Origin of the sequence: Paraburkholderia fungorum (genome assembly GCF_046026025.1) — a bacterium.
GTDB classification, from domain to species: domain Bacteria; phylum Pseudomonadota; class Gammaproteobacteria; order Burkholderiales; family Burkholderiaceae; genus Paraburkholderia; species Paraburkholderia fungorum_E.
This window is the reverse complement of the sequence record NZ_JAQQFL010000008.1, coordinates 37,239-54,323: the sequence shown is the minus strand read 5'-3', so window position 1 is coordinate 54,323 and position 17,085 is coordinate 37,239. Positions and strand designations below refer to the sequence as shown.

At 63.2% G+C, this 17,085-nt stretch carries 12 protein-coding genes; 7 read left to right on the top strand and 5 right to left on the bottom strand.

The genetic code is table 11. The annotated features are described in order from the left end of the window. Positions 1-38 precede the first annotated feature (38 nt). The 4 genes from mfd (at position 39) to mscL (ending at position 6,526) form a co-directional block, all read left to right on the top strand. Positions 39-3,521 (top strand): transcription-repair coupling factor, encoded by a 3,483-nt coding sequence (gene mfd / locus PQR67_RS11365; RefSeq protein WP_408458410.1) that lies wholly within the window; start codon positions 39-41, stop codon positions 3,519-3,521. A 139-nt stretch (positions 3,522-3,660) separates the two neighbouring features. Next, complete coding sequence (gene argE / locus PQR67_RS11360; protein ID WP_408458407.1) at positions 3,661-4,899, top strand: acetylornithine deacetylase; 1,239 nt, start codon at positions 3,661-3,663, stop codon at positions 4,897-4,899. Positions 4,900-4,954: 55 nt separating this feature from the next. After that, positions 4,955-5,989, top strand: coding sequence for a threonine/serine dehydratase family protein (locus PQR67_RS11355; RefSeq protein ID WP_408458404.1), 1,035 nt, complete (start codon positions 4,955-4,957; stop codon positions 5,987-5,989). A gap of 87 nt (positions 5,990-6,076) precedes the next feature. Beyond that, entirely contained in the window at positions 6,077-6,526 is a 450-nt protein-coding gene (gene mscL / locus PQR67_RS11350; protein ID WP_408458401.1) for a large conductance mechanosensitive channel protein MscL, read from the top strand. Positions 6,527-6,674: 148 nt separating this feature from the next. Here the strand turns inward: mscL and PQR67_RS11345 are convergent, their stop codons facing one another. The 3 genes from PQR67_RS11345 to PQR67_RS11335 form a co-directional block, all read right to left on the bottom strand. After that, entirely contained in the window at positions 6,675-8,666 is a 1,992-nt protein-coding gene (locus PQR67_RS11345; RefSeq protein ID WP_408458398.1) for a hybrid sensor histidine kinase/response regulator, read from the bottom strand. A gap of 79 nt (positions 8,667-8,745) precedes the next feature. Beyond that, a complete protein-coding gene (locus tag PQR67_RS11340; RefSeq protein ID WP_408458396.1) occupies positions 8,746-9,225 on the bottom strand; it encodes a response regulator in 480 nt (159 codons plus the stop codon). Between the two features lie 78 nt (positions 9,226-9,303). Continuing rightward, positions 9,304-10,914 (bottom strand): sensor histidine kinase, encoded by a 1,611-nt coding sequence (locus PQR67_RS11335; protein ID WP_408458393.1) that lies wholly within the window; start codon positions 10,912-10,914, stop codon positions 9,304-9,306. 406 nt (positions 10,915-11,320) lie between these two features. On the opposite strand from PQR67_RS11335, the gene PQR67_RS11330 reads away from it, so the two are divergent. Continuing rightward, positions 11,321-11,815, top strand: a complete 495-nt coding sequence (locus PQR67_RS11330) for a hypothetical protein (protein WP_028196609.1) — start codon at positions 11,321-11,323, stop codon at positions 11,813-11,815. A 127-nt stretch (positions 11,816-11,942) separates the two neighbouring features. Here PQR67_RS11330 and PQR67_RS11325 read toward each other — a convergent pair whose 3' ends face one another. Further along, complete coding sequence (locus PQR67_RS11325) at positions 11,943-14,444, bottom strand: AsmA family protein (RefSeq protein WP_408458390.1); 2,502 nt, start codon at positions 14,442-14,444, stop codon at positions 11,943-11,945. Positions 14,445-14,640: 196 nt separating this feature from the next. Between PQR67_RS11325 and PQR67_RS11320 the strand changes: the two genes are divergently transcribed. After that, positions 14,641-15,351: an ABC transporter ATP-binding protein gene (locus PQR67_RS11320; RefSeq protein WP_408458388.1), complete on the top strand. Its 711-nt coding sequence runs from the start codon at positions 14,641-14,643 to the stop codon at positions 15,349-15,351. Continuing rightward, a complete protein-coding gene (locus PQR67_RS11315) occupies positions 15,348-16,154 on the top strand; it encodes an ABC transporter permease (protein WP_408458385.1) in 807 nt (268 codons plus the stop codon). Before PQR67_RS11320 ends, PQR67_RS11315 begins: the two co-directional genes overlap by 4 nt. 77 nt (positions 16,155-16,231) lie before the next feature. Here the strand turns inward: PQR67_RS11315 and PQR67_RS11310 are convergent, their stop codons facing one another. After that, on the bottom strand, positions 16,232-16,795 hold the full coding sequence (locus PQR67_RS11310; RefSeq protein WP_408458382.1) for a DUF6013 family protein: 564 nt from the start codon (positions 16,793-16,795) through the stop codon (positions 16,232-16,234). Between the last annotated feature and the right edge of the window lie 290 nt (positions 16,796-17,085).

The following is a 17,085-nucleotide window of genomic DNA, read 5'->3' as shown; positions in this document are numbered from 1 at the left end:
CCGATCACGTGTGAGCCCGAGGCCGTCTTTTCCCTTCTATGCCAGACATCGCCGCATCATCGCAGTACTCCCCGCCCGTCGCGCTCGTCAAGACCGGCCAGCGTTTTGCCTTCGACGGCACGCACGGCTCGTCCGACGCGCTGCTGATCGCCCGCTACCATCTCGCCTACCGCGAGAAGGTGCCGCTTCTCGCGGTCGTCTGCGAAAGCGCGGTCGACGCGCAGCGGTTGTCGCAGGAAATCGGCTTTTTCGCGCCCGAGGCACGCGTGCGTTTGCTGCCCGACTGGGAAACGCTGCCTTACGATACCTTTTCGCCCCACCAGGATCTGGTCTCCGAGCGCCTCGCCACCCTGCACGATCTCGGCGAAGGCCGCTGCGACATCCTGCTGGTGCCGGCCACCACCGCGTTGTACCGGATGCCGCCTGCCTCGTTCATGGCGGGCTACACGTTCTCCTTCTCGCAAGGCGAGCGCCTCGACGAAGCCAGGCTCAAGGCGCAATTGACGCTGGCCGGCTACGAGCACGTAAGCCAGGTCGTGCGCCCCGGCGAATACTGCGTACGCGGCTCGCTCCTCGACCTCTTTCCGATGGGCTCGCCGCTGCCGTACCGGATCGACCTGTTCGACGACCAGGTCGACTCGATCCGTGCATTCGACCCGGACACGCAACGCAGCCTCTATCCGGTGAAGGACGTGCGCCTGCTGCCCGGCCGCGAATTCCCCTTCGACGAGGCCGCCCGCACCGCCTTCCGCAGCCGCTGGCGCGAAACCTTCGAGGGCGATCCGAGCCGTGCGTCGATTTATAAGGATATGGGCAACGGCGTGCCCTCAGCGGGCATCGAATATTATCTGCCGCTCTTCTTCGACGAAACCGCCACGCTCTTCCACTATCTGCCCGAAGGCGCGCAACTGGCGTTCGTCGGCGATCTGGACGCAGCGATCAAGCGCTTCACCAACGACACCAAACAGCGCTACAACTTCCTGTCGCACGATCGCGACCGGCCGATTCTCGAGCCGCAGCGTCTGTTCCTCTCCGACGAGGATTTCTACACGTTCGCCAAGCCGTTCGCGCGACTCGTCCTGCCTGTCAACGCGGGCGGCGGCTGGTCGACCTCGTTGCCGAATCTGGCGATCGACCGTCACGCGGAAGATCCGGTCTCGGCCCTGCGCGCCTATCTCGACACCACGCCGAACCGTGTGCTGTTCGCCACGGAATCGGCGGGCCGTCGTGAAACGCTATTGCAACTGCTGGCCGACAATCACCTCAGGCCGGTCTCGAGTGACAGCTTGCAGGACTGGCTGACGAGCAACGAACGTTTCTCGCTTGGCGTCGCGCCGTTGGCGAACGGCTTTGCGGTGCCCGGCGACGGTATCGCGATCATCACCGAGACGGAGCTGTATGGCCCACTCGCGCGCCGCGCGGGACGCCGCCGTCAGGAACAGGCGAGCAACGTCGACTCGATGGTGCGCGATCTGTCCGAGCTGAAGATCGGCGATCCGGTCGTGCATTCGCAGCACGGCATCGGCCGCTATATGGGTCTCGTCACGATGGATCTCGGCGAAGGCGATACCGAGTTCCTGCACCTCGAATATGCGGCCGACAGCAAGCTGTACGTGCCCGTCGCGCAGTTGCACGTGATCTCGCGCTACAGCGGCGCGGATCCGGAAAGCGCGCCCTTGCATTCGCTCGGCTCCGGCCAGTGGGAAAAGGCCAAACGCAAAGCCGCGCAGCAGATCCGCGACACTGCGGCAGAACTGCTGAACCTGTACGCTCGTCGCGCGCTGCGCGAAGGGCATGCGTTCCCGCTCGAACCGAAAGACTACGTGAAGTTCGCGGAAAGCTTCGGTTTCGAGGAAACACCGGACCAGGCTGCGGCGATCGCCGCCGTGATCGGCGATATGACGAGCGGCAAACCGATGGACCGCCTCGTGTGCGGCGATGTCGGCTTCGGCAAGACCGAAGTGGCCTTGCGCGCGGCATTTATCGCGGTGATGGGCGGCAAGCAGGTCGCGCTGCTCTCGCCTACCACGCTGCTCGCCGAGCAGCACACGCAAACCTTCAGCGATCGATTCTCCGATTGGCCGGTGCGCATCGCCGAATTGTCGCGCTTCAAGTCGACCAAGGAAGTCAACACGGCGATCCAGCAGATCAACGAAGGCACGGTCGATATCGTGATCGGCACGCACAAGCTGCTGTCCTCGGATGTGCAGTTCAAGCGGCTGGGGCTCGTGATCATCGACGAGGAGCACCGGTTCGGCGTGCGTCAGAAAGAGGCGCTGAAAGCATTGCGCGCGGAAGTCGATGTGCTCACGCTCACCGCTACGCCAATCCCGCGCACGCTCGGCATGGCGCTCGAAGGCCTGCGCGATTTCTCCGTGATCGCCACCGCGCCCCAAAAGCGCCTCGCGATCAAGACCTTCGTGCGCCGCGAAGAAGACAGCGTGATTCGCGAAGCCATGTTGCGCGAGCTGAAACGTGGCGGTCAGGTGTACTTTCTGCATAACGAAGTCGAGACGATCGAGAATCGCCGGCAGATGCTCGAAGCGCTCGTGCCCGAAGCGCGCATCGCCGTCGCGCATGGACAGATGCATGAGCGCGAACTCGAACGCGTGATGCGCGACTTCGTTGCCCAGCGCGCGAACGTTCTGCTGTGCACGACGATTATCGAAACCGGTATCGACGTGCCGAGCGCCAACACCATCCTGATTCACCGCTCCGACAAGTTCGGCCTCGCGCAATTGCATCAGTTGCGTGGCCGCGTCGGCCGCTCGCATCACCAGGCGTATTCGTATCTGCTGGTGCATGATCCGCAAGGTCTGACGAAGCAGGCGCAGCGCCGTCTCGAAGCGATCCAGCAGATGGAGGAGCTCGGTTCGGGCTTCTATCTCGCGATGCACGACCTCGAGATTCGCGGCACGGGTGAAGTGCTCGGCGACAAGCAATCGGGCGAGATTCAGGAGATCGGTTTCCAGCTCTATACCGACATGCTGAACGACGCCGTGAAGGCGCTCAAGGAAGGCCGCGAGCCGGACCTCACCGCGCCGCTCGCTGCGACCACCGAGATCAATCTTCACGCGCCCGCGATTCTGCCGGCGGACTATTGCGGCGACGTGCAGGAACGTCTGTCGCTCTATAAGCGCCTCGCCAATTGCGAACACAACGATTCGATCGACAGCATTCAGGAAGAGTTAATCGATCGTTTCGGCAAGTTGCCGCCGCAAGCGCATGCGCTCGTCGAAACACACCGTCTGCGCCTGGCGGCCAAGCCTTTGGGCATTTCGAAAATCGATGCGGGCGAAGCCGTGATCGGCTTGCAGTTCATCCCCAATCCGCCAATCGACGCGATGCGGATCATCGAGATGGTGCAGAAACACAAGCACATCAAGCTGGCGGGCCAGGACAAACTGCGCATTGAAACGCGCAGCCCGGATCTGGCCGTGCGTGTGGCGACGGTGAAGGAAACCTTGCGCGCGCTCGGCTCGCCCAGCCGCGGCACCGCGGCTACGGCGGCGGCGCGCTGAAGCGTCGTTGGAGGCTCGCCAGAAAAGCGGCCACGTCTAGCCGTTTCCCGCTTATGCTGCGGTGCGCAAACGCGTCCCGCAGCATACGGGTGAAGTTTTTTTGGGTATGATCGAAAGACTCAAATGCTGGAGTCTTGTCATGTCTCACGTCGCTGAATCAGCACAGTCCTCGCAAACACCCGCCTCTGCATCGAATTCTTCCTCGCCTGCCTCGCTTCCCTGGGTCACCCGTCTCGTATCGATGGATACGGTGAGCCGCAATCCGAATCTCGGCCTGATCGAAACCGTGCGCGACGAGTTGCGCGCGGTCGGCGTCGAAGCCACGCTCACCCACGACGAAAGCGGCAAATGGGCCAATCTGTTCGCAACGATTCCCGCGCACAACGGCGAGACGAACGGCGGCGTGGTGCTGTCTGGCCACACCGACGTCGTGCCGGTGGACGGTCAACAGTGGGATAGCGATCCGTTCAAGCCGGAAATTCGCGGCGACAAGCTGTACGGCCGCGGCACGTGCGACATGAAAGGCTTCATCGGCGCGGCGCTCACCCTCCTGCCCGAGATGCAGCGCACGAAGCTCGCCAAGCCGATTCACTTCGCCTTGTCGTTCGACGAGGAAGTGGGTTGCGTAGGCGCGCCGCTCCTGATTGCCGATCTGATGAAGCGCGGCGTGAAGCCGGACGGCTGCATCGTCGGCGAGCCGACCAGCATGCGGCCGATCGTGGCGCACAAAGGCATCAACGCCTACCAGTGCTGCGTGCGCGGACAGGCCGCGCATTCGTCGCTGACGCCGAAGGGCCTGAATGCCATTGAATACGCCGCGCGTTTGATCTGCTACATCCGCGACATGGCCGATCAATTCCGCGAGCAAGGCCCGTTCGACGAACTGTATGACGTGCCCTTCACCACGGCGCAAACCAGCACGATCGTCGGCGGCAATGCGATCAATACCGTGCCCGCCGAATGCAAATTCCAGTTCGAATTCCGCAATCTGCCCACGCTCGATCCCGAGCCGATCTTCGCGCGCATCGATCAATATGCACGTGAAACGCTGTTGCCGAAAATGTTGCGCGAGCATCCATCTGGCGCCATCGAGATCACAAAGATCGCCGCGGCGCCCGGCCTCGATTCGTCTGAACAAGCCGCGATCACGCAACTCGTGCGCGCGCTGACCGCCGACCAGGACAAGCGCAAGGTCGCGTACGGCACGGAAGCCGGGCTGTTTTCGCTGGCGGGTATTCCGAGCATCGTGTGCGGCCCCGGCGACATCCAGCAGGCGCACAAGGCCAACGAATTCGTGGCGCTGGATCAGCTTGTGGCGTGCGAGCGCTTCCTGCAAAAATTCATCCACAGCATGTCGGTCGAGGCGCACGCGCACTGAAACTGAGCGCGGCAAAAATAGTCTTAACCCTATCGAGGAAACACACGCCCACACCATGTCAACCGCCACGCCTCAGCACACCGACCATACGATCGACGGTGAACCGATCCCCACACTCGACGACATCGCCACGCAGCACTTTGCATTGACGCCGTGGGTGACGCGAACGCCGGTGTTCGACCGGCTCGACTTTCCGTCGCTGGAAGGTACGGTGGTGAACTTCAAGTTCGAGTTGTTGCAGGCGGGCGGCAGTTTCAAGGCGCGTGGCGCGTTCACCAACCTGCTCGCGCTCGACGAAGCGCAACGCAGCGCGGGCGTCACCTGTGTGTCGGGAGGCAACCATGCGGTCGCGGTCGCTTACGCCGCAATGCGTCTTGGCATCAGCGCGAAAGTCGTGCTGTTTCGCGCCGCCAATCCGGCCCGCGTCGCCTTGTGCCGGCAGTATCGCGCCGACATCGTGTTCGCGGAAAACCTGGCCGAAGCTTTCGAACTGGTGCGTCGTATCGAGGCGGAGGAAGGCCGGTACTTCGTCCACCCGTTCAATGGTTATCGCACCGTGCTGGGCTCGGCCACCCTCGGTTATGAATGGGCCACGCAAACGCCCGACCTCGAAGCGGTGATCGTGCCGATCGGCGGCGGCGGCCTCGCCGCCGGTGTCGCCACCGCCATGCGGCTAGCCAATCCCAGGGTGCACGTGTACGGCGTCGAGCCAGAAGGATCGGATGCGATGGGCAAAAGCTTTGCCGCCAATCACACGATCAAGATGGGGCACATGCACACAATCGCCGATTCATTGGCGTCGCCGCACACCGAGGAGTACAGCTACGAGTTGTGCCGCCGCCATATCGACCAGCTCGTCACCGTCTCCGACGAGCAGTTGCGCGCGGCCATGCTGACCTTGTTCGGACAGCTTAAGCTTGCCGTGGAACCCGCATGCGCCGCGGCGACAGCGGGGCTGCTCGGACCGCTGCGCGAAACGCTGCAAGGCAAGCGCGTGGGTGTGCTGCTGTGCGGCACCAATACCGACCCGGTCAGTTTTGCCGCGCATATCGAACGGGCGCGCCATAGCCAGTCACAGTTTCCAGAATAGAGGCAATCCGCTCTTTCCGCGCCAGGGGACTAGCCTATCCCTCTCAGATTGGTATGATTCGACCATCGACTTCTGGGAGAAACGTCTATGAGCATGATTAAGGAATTCAAGGAATTTGCCCTCAAAGGCAACGTAATGGATCTGGCCGTCGGGGTGATTATCGGCGGCGCATTTTCCACCATCGTCAATTCAATTGTTAAAGACCTGATCATGCCGGTTGTCGGCGTTGCCACCGGCGGCCTCGATTTCTCCAACAAGTTTGTTCGCCTCGGCGATATTCCCGCGAGCTTCAAAGGCAGTCCCGAGTCGTATAAAGACTTGCAGACGGCAGGCGTGGCGGTGTTCGGTTATGGCTCGTTCATCACGGTGGCCATCAACTTCGTGATCCTCGCGTTCATCATTTTCCTGATGGTCAAGTTCATCAACAATCTGCGCAAGCCGGATGAAACCGCGCCGGCAGAGCCGCCGCCGACCCCGGAAGACGTCGTACTGCTGCGCGAAATCCGCGATTCGCTGAAGAACGCGCCGCCGCGTTAAGGCGCCCGAGTCAAACATTCGCCCCGGCGCATTAGCCGGCGAGTATAAAAAAAGGCCTGTTGCGAGAAAATCGCCACAGGCCTTTTTCATGCCGCGAGCAATCATGTCACGCGCAAATCACGCGGCCCCGGTCGACGCGCTGAACACACTAGGCGCCCTTTTCGTCCGCCTCGTTTCTTTCCGCCTTCAGGTTCAGCGCGCTTTCAATCATCGTTTCAAGCTGTCCGAAATTAACAGGCTTGGTCAGATGCGAAGTAAAGCCTGCGCTCAGGCAGCGGCGCACATCCTCGTCGGTACCGAAGCCGGTCAACGCGACCGCCGGCGCATCCGAATGCTCGCGAAACGCCTTGACGAAGTCGAGACCGGTGCCATCCGGCAAGCCGACGTCGCTGATCACCAGATCGAAGATTTGCGACTGGGTGGCGGCCAGTGCATCGTCCACTCGCCCCACCGTGGTCACGTCGTGCCCGAGGCTGCGAATCAGTTGCGCCATCACCTCGGCGGTATCCACGTGGTCTTCGATCAGCAGGATAGTCAGCAGACCGGGAGGACGCACCTCATCAGGCGCTACAACGGGCGCCAGTTCCGCGGGCGCGGCGGCAGTCGGCAGCGTGATCGTGAAAGTCGCGCCGCAGTGGGCCCCCGGGCTCTGTGCGATCACCGTGCCGCCGTGCACGTCGGTCAGCGCCTTGGTGATCGCGAGACCCAGGCCCAGGCCGCCGAATTGCCGCGTCATGTTCTGGTTGCCTTGCTCGAAGGCGTTGAAAAGTTTGCCGATCTGCTCGGGCTCGATACCGATGCCCGTATCCTCGACCGAGATCTGCACATGCATGCGTTCATCGTGCGTGCGGACGTAGATATGACCGCCGTCCGGCGTGAACTTGGCGGCGTTGCGAATCAGGTTCCACAGCATCTGCTGCAGCCGTGCCCGGTCAGCGAGCACGTAGTGGTGCTGTGCGTTCTTGTGGACATGCACGTCCTGCTGCTTGACCTGGATCTCGCTGCGAAAGAGTTCGAGCACGCTGTCCATCACCTCGTGCACATCGACGGTTTCGAGCGACAGACGCAGCTTGCCGTTCGCCACGCGGGTGAGATCGAGCAGGTCATCGATCAGGCGCGCTTCGAGCTCGATGTTGCGACGAATCATGCGCACGCTCGCGCGTGCCTGGTCGGGCAGACCCGGGATCATCTCCAGCACGCTCGCGCCCGCGAGTACAGGGGTGAGCGGCGTGCGCAATTCGTGTGACAGCATGGCGAGGAAGCGGTCTTTCGCACGATTGGCTTCTTCCGCGATCTGGCGGGCGGCCTGCTCCGAGGCAAGCAGCCGTTCGCGCTCCTCGATCGCCTCGCGCTGTGGGTGAATATCCGTGCAGCTGCCGAACCATTTGCTGATGTTGCCCTCGGGGTCGCGCATAGCAACCGCACGGACGTCGAACCAGCGATATTCGCCGTCATGGCGACGAATCCGCAGTTCGTGCCGATAATCGCCGGCGCCGCCCGTCACGGCCTTGAGCCAGGTACGGCGAATTTCTTCACGATCGTCGGCGTGCACCGCTTCGAGCCAGGCAAGGCCGTATGAACTGCTTTCCGACAAGCCCGTGTAGTCAAACCACTGCTTCGAAAGGAAGTCGCAATCGCCTGCGGCGTTGCAGGTCAGCACGAGGTGCGGCAACGCCTCCGACAAGGTCCGGTAATGCTGTTCGCGATCGCGCAGCAGCAAGGCTTCGGCCGAGGCCTTCTGCAAGCGCACCTGGGACAGCACGCGCTCCACGGCTTCAGGCAGGTAATCGAGGTAGTCGCCGGATTTCGGCACGACGTCGGACACGCCCGCGCGTAACGCTTCGATCACGCGGGATTCGTCGGTGAAACCGGTCACGAGGATGGCAGGAATCCGCACACCTTCGGCCCGCAGGCGGCGAAAGAAGTCGAGGCCGGTTTCAGGCCCGCTCAGCTGGTAATCGAGTACCAGCAGGTCGGGCGTGCCGGCGGCAAGGCGCTCGCGGGCCGTTTCGACAGAGGAGCAGATTGCAACCCGGCAGCCGGCGCGTTCGAGCGATTTGCGCGCGAGTCGCAAGATGCCTTCGTCGTCATCGACGACAAGCACATACGCGGCGGGTTGCGTGGTCACTTCTTCGGTCATGCTGAATCTTCTTTGGCGTGGTCTGGTGTCGCTATGTTGTCATGGGCCGCTTTCGGCGCGCCTTCACATGAGCCTTCCGTCAAGGCGCCGCCAGCCGGTGACCCACCGGCAGCTTGACCACTTGCAGGAAAAAGCCGAGACGGCGCACGGCTTCGATGAACGCGTCGTATTCGACTGGCTTCGTGATGTAGACATTGCAGCCGAGTTCATAGCATCGCTCGATTTCGCGCGGGTCGTCGGTGGTGGTCAGCACGATCACGGGCACCGCGGCTGTCTGTGGTGAATCCTTCAGGCGCCGCAATACTTCGAAGCCATCCACACGTGGCATTTTCAGATCGAGCAGCACGACGAAATTCGTCAAATCCTCGCGCGGCGGGTAAGGGCTGGCCGCAGGGTCCACCGGTGCCGGGCCGAAGAAGTAATCGAGTGCCTGCTGGCCATCGCGAAAGCGCACGAAGCCGTTTGAAATCCCGGCACGGCGCAGATTGCGCTCGACCAGCGTAGCGTGGCCGTCGTCATCCTCGATCAGCACGATACTGACCGTTTCCCCGTGATTCATATGCCCTCCGTGCTGACAATCCGTTTTTGCATCATGTTTTTAGCTATCCCCACAGTTTCTCCTGGCGACTGTCCCACCTCAATTGCGCGCGGGCTGTTCCGGCAACACGACGAAAAAGGTCGATCCCGCGCCTTCCGCGGACTCGACCCAAATGCGGCCGCCATGCCGCTCCACCATGCGCCGCACCATCGCGAGGCCCACCCCGTCTCCGTGCGCGACGTCGCCGTGCAAACGCTGAAACGCCCGGAACACCTTCGACATGTAAGCTGCCGGAATCCCGAGGCCGTTGTCACGCACATAATAAGTGCGCGTGCGTACCGCGCGCGGTTCCGTCTCGTCGACGGGTTCCGGCTCCAGCGCGCCGATCTCGATGCGCCCATTGCGCGCCGGGTCGAGATAATTGAGTGCATTGCCGACCAGGTTGCTGAAAATCTGCTCGATCGCGCCAGGATCGCCCCATGCGGGCGGTAATTCGCGCACGGTGACCACCGTCGCCCGCTGGCTAATCACGCTCTGCATCGCGTCGACCACCCGCCCCACCACCCGTCCGACGCTCACCCGCTGCCACTGGTATTCGAGCCGGCCGGCACGCGAAATCCGCAAGAGCGCGTCGATGATCGCCGCCGCCTGCGTCACCGCGGTGCGCAGATACTGCAGCGACTCGCGCACGTCGCCGTCAAGGATGTGCACCATGCGCCGGTGCTCGGGCTCCGGCAGTTTCGCCGCCTCGACGAGGTTGTCCAGTTCGTCACACGACACCTGCAACTCCTTCGAAAAACCTTGCAGATTCACCAGCGGCGAGCGCAGATCGTGCGACACGCTGTAGATGAACATTTCATTGTCTTGCGTCTCCTGGCGCAACTCTTCGTTCACGCCCGCCAGTTCCCGCGCACGTGCCTCGAGCCGCGCTTTCAGCAGGGTCTGCTCGCCGTCGGCCTCGCGCAGGCGCGCGCCGGTCTGGTGCAGCACCGCGTCGAGCGCGGCAATTTCGTCGCTACCGGACAGCGGCGCCGCCAACTCCCAGCCGCGACCCAGACGTTCGGCGTTGCCCGTCAACACTTCCAGACGCCGGCCGATGCTGCGCGCAAATACCACCGCGGTGACGGCCCAGATCAGCATCGACCCCAGCACCGCGGCGATCAGCGCGTATTGCTGGCGTTCGTAGCGTCGTGCCAGCGCCGCGGAGCGCTCGGCGTCGAGCCGCGCTGCCTCGTTGCCAAACTCGGCGAGCTGGTCGCGAAACAGTGCGATCTGCGAGGGGAGCGCGCCGGTGTCCAGTGCGGCAAACGAATTCACGCTGTGTCCCACGCGCAGCGCCTGCGCAATCGCGGCAGCCTGCACGCGATACGCTTCGATCGCCTGTTGCATCTTGCGTACGCGTTCGGCCTGTTGCGGCGTGCCGGTCACCAGTGTTTCGAGGTTCGAAAGCCGGTCGCCGAGATCGACCCACACGGTATGACGGTCGATAAACGACGGATCGCCGACGACCATGCCCGTGCGGACCCGCGCGGCCTGACGCAGCAGCGGATCGACAATGGCCGACGACTGATACAGGATCTGCTTGCTGTTACTGACCCACTGCGCGGCCTGCGCCGTTTGCTCCTGGGTATCGAAGACGACGCCCAGAAGCGCCAGCTCGACCACGCTCGGCACTGCAATCAGCAGCAGACCCTTGGTGAATAGTTTCATGTTCGCCCGAAGGGTCGTTCAAGCCGCGGCGTGCTTGCCAGTCCGGCACGGACCACTCGCCTCGCCGCATCGCACGGACAGCCCGTTGCGGCGCGGGATTGGCGAGGCCGCCCCGGTGCAGCCGGACGGGCCATTATCGACGTGAATGTGAGATATTTCAACGTAGTGGCAGGATGCGCTTGCCCACACAAAAATGACTTTTTTATTGATACGGGATGTTTTTTCGGTGGCGCCTGAGTCTATGATGGAGACAGATGTGCTGGGAAGGGAAAGCGCGCGGCGAGGCGGTTCGGCATGATTCGTGCGGGAGGCGGTGGGACGGCGGAGACGCCGAATCATCGTGAATCCGACCTTGTCGTATGCTATAAAAGATCGACGTGCGGCGCGCGAAGCCGGGAGTTGTCGCATGAGGACGCTGCGTTTCTTGCAATTCTTTTTCAGGCGAATTTTTATGTCCTTCCCGAAAAAGCGTAGACGCGCGAAGGTGGACGGCGATGAGTCGTTCCTCGCGGTACTACGGCATTTCAAGCCATTCGGTCAGCTCGACACCAAAATTGCGCGCGCTCGAGCGCAAGACGAGCCCGTACTCTATGCGCATGTGCTACCAGGGCTCGATGTTCTGCTGTGCAGCGTACGAGGCGCACAACCGCCCTATCCGGCGCCCGCCGAATTGCGGCGCCGCTGTATCGAATCCATTACCAATGCGTTGGAGCAGCCGCTCGATGGGCTCGAGAATGGCGGGTACTGGTATGAAGCCGATGGGTTCGGGTTCCTGGTGTTTGCCAGCCGGGCTCGAGGCAAGATTCTGACGGAGTTTGGCGCTACCCGCGTCGGCGGTGCCCGGCGGGGGGTTCGTCGGCAGGATGCGGCGGGAGACGCCGCTCCGCGCTCGCTCAGGTAGACCTTTCCCTTTCTTGATCGGCGCGGCGTTTTCAGGAACGCGGCGCCGATTTTCCGTGTTTGTCTCGCTTTTTGTCTCCTGCCTGCACGGCGGCCATTCCAATCGGCCGCAAGCCAGGCAAACAGCATCAGCTCCCCTTGTATTCGGCCGCCGTGGCCGGCGGCATGACTGCCGCAGGCTTCTTTTCGGCCGCCGCCGGCGAACGAGCGTCAGCGGAAGACTTGTTCACCGGCGTACCGTCGAGGGAAATAGCCGGTTTGGGGGCCTGCTTCACGCCCGGCGGCGGCGCGCCCGGCGCCTGACGAACCTGCGACAGCAACTGCCCGCAAGGCAGCGGTTTGTTATTGCTAGGCGCAAGCAGCGGAATCAGCGCCGCAAACGGATTGATCAACCCGAGCCCGACAACGGCGGCGCCTCGCAGCGCCAGCGCGGTGGCATTCACCCCAACGTGCGGATCCTTGAACGTCCCCTTCACATAGAGCGGCGAGCGCAGCGAAAACACCCGGAAACCCTTGGTATGCGGATGCACGCCAAGATCCAACGATTCGTCGCGCAGATTCACATTGCCGTCGATATTGATCACCGCGTCGTCCGTGTCGAGCGCGAAAATACGCGAATCCAGCACACCATTCGTCGCGACAAAGTCCGCCGCCGCGCAGTTGATCTTCACGTCGCGATTGCCAAACATTTTTTCGTAGACCACGTTCGCCACGTTCAGCCCCGCGGCTTCCATCAGCAGGCGGCTCACGGTCCCGTCGGTCACGAGCGCCTTGACCTCGCCGTTCGAGGTCGCCGCCAACGCCGCCGGCGAATTCCCGGTCGCGCTCAGTGCGGCGTCGCCGTTGATTTCGCCGAGCGCGTTCTGCATCGTCTTGAAGTTCGGGAACAACTGCTTGAGCTTCAGATGCCGTGCCGACGTCGCGAAACGCCCCTTCAGTGGCGTCGTGCTGCCGTCCAGATGAATATCCGATGACAGCGAGCCGCCCGCCACACCGAACTTCAGCGGCTCGAGCGACAGCATGCCGTCACTCATCACGACGTGCGTGTACAGGTCGGTGATCGGCAGGTTGGTGTCCTTGACGATGCGCTTCCCCGTGAACTTCACGTCGGCGTCGATCGCTTTCCAGCGGTCGGTGCGAAACGCTTCCACCGGCAGCACCTTGTTGGCCGGCTGCACCGTCGCGTCGCCGCGCTTCGCCTTGCTGGCTTTCGAGTCCGCGCCGATGACCGGCGCCAGGTCGGCGAATTGCAGCAGATGCGACACCAGTTCGCCCTGCAGCAGCGGACGCGGTTCACGTGCCGTGTATGTCAGCGAACCATTCAGATCGCTGCCGCCCACCCGGCCCGTAAAGTTCTCATACTTGAAAACGCTGCCGCTGGACTTGAACTGACCGACGAGGCGGCCCTCGGTCGCATACGGCGGCGTATCGGGCAAGGTCACCCCCGTCAGCGAATACAGCCGCGCGAGGCTGTTGCCTTGCAGCCAGAGGCGCAAATCGACGGCGGCAAGATGCGCCGGGTCGGTGATCGTGCCCACGAGGCCGACGCGCAGATCGCCGGCCTTCACATCGGCCTGCACCGGGAACGGGCGGTTCGCGTCCTGCAATGCCAGCACGCCGCCGACCTTGCCGCTGCCGGACACCGGCGTCTTGTTGTAGGTTCCCTTGACGGTCCAACCGATCGCGTAAGGCGGGATTGCCGGTTTGGCAGCGTTGGCCGGACTTGCGGCGCTGGCGCCCGATGCCGAGGCGACCGCCGCGCCGCTTGCACCCGCGCTTGCACCGGCACCTGCACCCTCGCTCACACCGTTCGCTCCACTTGCAGCGAGCGTACCCGAGGCGCCATTTGCCGCGCTCGCGCCGGACGCGGCGGCCTCCGCCGACGAAGCACCGGAAGCCGCCGCCGCTGACGCCGCAGCAGCTTCCGACGCAGCCTGCGCGTTAGCCTGCGCAGCGAGCTTGCCCGCGCCGGCCTTGCCGACCGCCTCCGCCGAGGCGCTGCGCGAGGCCGCCTCCTGCTGCTTCATCACCTCGCCGATCGGAATCGGCTGGCCTAGCGTATCGATGGCCACCTGCAACTCGACCTTCGTCTGCTGGTCGGACAGCGCGACGTTGCCTTTCGCGAACGCGATGTCGTGCAGTTCGAGCCGCCATTCGGAAGGCCCGCTGGAAGACGCCAGTTTGAAGGTCCAGTTATTGCGTCCGTCGAGCAGTCGTTCGACGTCGACCGACGGATTCACGAGATTGATCGCGGGAATCACGATATCGTGCGCGAGCAGCGGCAACACCTTGACCTCGAAGTCGATTTCGTCGAGCGTCGCGAAGTGCGGCTGTTTGGCCCAAGCGGGATTGCCTACCGTGATATCGGCCGCCGAGAACCGCGGCCAGGGCACCCAACTGCTCCAGCCGGTCTCGCCGACCGGACGCCGCCACCCGACTTTCAGGTCGCCGTTGATCGCGAACGGCCGGCCGATCGCCTGCGTGACCTTGTCGTCGATATAAGGCCGCGCCCGGTTCCAGTCAAAGGTCAGAATAAAAATAGTCAGCGCGACAATCAGAATGACGATGATCGCCACCAGCCATGCGATGATTTTTCCTATCCGTCTTCCAATCGTGCTCGATACCGCCATTGAGAAGCTCCGCCTTTATTCTTCGTTATGCATCGGGGCAGCACGTATCGTGCCTGGTAATACTGTCTTAAGGGTGTCGTTTTATCATGCCGCAGAGCCCCGGGCACGGGTTACCTGCGATGCGAAATGTCAATGAGCGTCAATCAATGTCATGGCGAGCGCCAAATCCACGCAAAAATTCACCCATGATCCAACCATGACCGATGTTCCCTTCGTCCTCGCCGACGGCATCGTCCGGCGCGATGCATTGCGCGGGCAGACGCTGCTGCAACCCACCACCTTCGCCCTCAACGCAGGTGACCGCGTCGCGGTCACCGGGCCGTCGGGTTCGGGCAAGAGCGTGTTTCTGCGCGCCCTCGCCCTGCTCGATCCGCTCGATGCCGGACGCATCATGTGGCACGGCGCGCCGGTCGAGCGCGCCGCCATTCCCCGTTACCGGCGCAACATCGCCTATATCCGGCAGCGGCCGGCGTTGCTGGACGGCAGCGTCGAGGACAATCTGCGTTACCCCTACGCATTGCGCACCTATCGCGACGTGCGCTTCGACCGCGCACGCGCCGCGAGCCTCGCCACTCAGGCCGGCCGCAGCGACGATTTTCTCGACAAACGCGCGAGCGAATTGTCAGGCGGGGAAGCGCAGATCACCGCGCTGATCCGCGTGCTGCAACTTGCCCCCGAAGTGCTGTTGCTGGATGAACCCACCGCTTCGCTCGACCCGGAGTCGTCCCACGCGATCGAAGCACTGGTGCACGCGTGGTTCGCCGCCGATCCCGGCCGGCATGCGTCGATGTGGGTGTCGCACGACCCGGCGCAAGCCGCGCGTATGAGCGCACGGCATCTCACGATGCGCGCCGGCGTGCTCGACGAAACCGTGGCGGTGCCCGCGCGTCAGGAGCTCGACCAATGACCTTGCAAAACCTGAGCCTCTGGGACGTCGCGATCGCCGCGCTGCTGATCGTGGTGAACGGCGCGGTGTCGGTAGCGCTCAAGCTGGACCTCGAACGCAAGCTCGCGTGGGCCGCGGTACGCACCGTCGTGCAGTTGCTGGCGATCGGTTATGTGCTCGGCTGGGTGTTCCGTTACGACCACTGGTTCGTGGTGCTGCCCTTGATGGTCGTGATGACGCTGATCGCCGGCTTCGCGGGCGCGCAGCGCGGCAGTCGCACGTATGCGGGTCAGCGGGCGGACAGCGTGCTGTCGATCTGGGTCAGCTCGTGGCTGGTGGCCGCGGTTGGCCTTTTCGTCGTGATCCGCATTCACCCGTGGTACGAGCCGCAGTACGCGATTCCAATTCTCGGCATGATCCTCGGCAATACACTGACCGGCGTATCGCTCGGCATCGAGCGGATGACCGAGGAACTCACCGCGCGGCGCGACCGTGTGGATATGGCGCTCGCGCTCGGCGCCACCCGCTGGGAAGCGGCGCAGGCGCCGGCACGCCAGGCGGTCCGCGCGGGCATGATGCCCACGCTGAATCAGATGGCCGTGGTCGGCGTGGTGAGTTTGCCCGGCATGATGACCGGGCAGGTGCTGGCCGGGCAGTCGCCATTGCAGGCGGTGCGCTATCAGATCGTGATCATGTTCCTGATCGCGGCGGCGTCGGCCCTGGGCACGGTGGGCGCCGTGCTGCTCACGTATCGGCGGCTTTTCTCCGCGGAGCACCGGTTTCTGTCCGCAAGGCTGGTGGAGCGGGCTGTGACGCAGCGTTGAGAAGGCAAACAGGTGTGCCGCGCAAGCCGTGGCCTGCCTGTCTGCCTATCGACAACGCCCCATTCACCGCGCACGTGTCAACGTTTCGCGGTGACCGCCACTTCGGTGCCGTCGCTGAGCGTCAGTGTTTTGGTGCTGCCGTTGGTCGGCATCGTAAAACGCAGAATCTGGCTGACGGTCACGTCGTTCGGACACTTGAGCGTTTTGCTACCGCTCTTCACCGTCTTCACGCCGTGCGGCGTCTGCGCCTGGAAGCTCAATTGCACGGACGCGGTGCCGTCGCCGGCGACAACCGGCGCGAAACGGATCTGCGTCTGACGAATCATCGCGCCGTTGGAATCGGTCGGGAGCGACGAATAGTTCGGGCAGCTATCCGTCGCGGGCACGGGGCCGCCAGGCGGCACGGTTTTCCACGTGAAGTCGTCCGATTCGCCGGAGCGGATCGTGCGCGTTTCCTGTGAATTGCCGAACTGTTTCGATGTGACGCGGACCGTGTAGCGGATCGGCCCGTCGAGGGCGGATTGAGACGTCACCGTAATCGGCGTAGCGGCGTGCGCCGCCGTCACAAGCATGCCGGGCGCAAGCGCGCATGCGAGAGAAGCGACAACTGAAACGGCGGAGAGTTTGAAGCTTGAGCTCATACTGTCACCTCGTTGTTGTGCCGCTGCGCGCTCGCTCAACCGTTACTGCCAATGCACCGCCTGACCGAAGCCTGATTGATGCGTGGTTCAAACCGGGTCGAGGCCTCGTTGAGACCTGGTGGAGACCCGGCGGAGACCGGATTGAGGCCTGCTCAGACGACTCGCGAGACACGCAACTGTTTTAGCATGATGCCCCACCAGTCTACCGCCAAGCGGCGCTGCGCGCGCTTCATACGAATCGGGTGTTACCCCGCTTGCAATGAGACGTTTTCTGCGCGCGCAATCTGACA

Coding starts and splice junctions, on each gene's coding strand:
- mfd (WP_408458410.1), top strand. CDS start 39: ATGCCAGACATCGCCGCATCATCGCAGTACTCCCCGCCCGTCGCGCTC.
- argE (WP_408458407.1), top strand. CDS start 3,661: ATGTCTCACGTCGCTGAATCAGCACAGTCCTCGCAAACACCCGCCTCT.
- PQR67_RS11355 (WP_408458404.1), top strand. CDS start 4,955: ATGTCAACCGCCACGCCTCAGCACACCGACCATACGATCGACGGTGAA.
- mscL (WP_408458401.1), top strand. CDS start 6,077: ATGAGCATGATTAAGGAATTCAAGGAATTTGCCCTCAAAGGCAACGTA.
- PQR67_RS11345 (WP_408458398.1), bottom strand. CDS start 8,666: ATGACCGAAGAAGTGACCACGCAACCCGCCGCGTATGTGCTTGTCGTC.
- PQR67_RS11340 (WP_408458396.1), bottom strand. CDS start 9,225: ATGAATCACGGGGAAACGGTCAGTATCGTGCTGATCGAGGATGACGAC.
- PQR67_RS11335 (WP_408458393.1), bottom strand. CDS start 10,914: ATGAAACTATTCACCAAGGGTCTGCTGCTGATTGCAGTGCCGAGCGTG.
- PQR67_RS11330 (WP_028196609.1), top strand. CDS start 11,321: ATGAGGACGCTGCGTTTCTTGCAATTCTTTTTCAGGCGAATTTTTATG.
- PQR67_RS11325 (WP_408458390.1), bottom strand. CDS start 14,444: ATGGCGGTATCGAGCACGATTGGAAGACGGATAGGAAAAATCATCGCA.
- PQR67_RS11320 (WP_408458388.1), top strand. CDS start 14,641: ATGACCGATGTTCCCTTCGTCCTCGCCGACGGCATCGTCCGGCGCGAT.
- PQR67_RS11315 (WP_408458385.1), top strand. CDS start 15,348: ATGACCTTGCAAAACCTGAGCCTCTGGGACGTCGCGATCGCCGCGCTG.
- PQR67_RS11310 (WP_408458382.1), bottom strand. CDS start 16,795: ATGAGCTCAAGCTTCAAACTCTCCGCCGTTTCAGTTGTCGCTTCTCTC.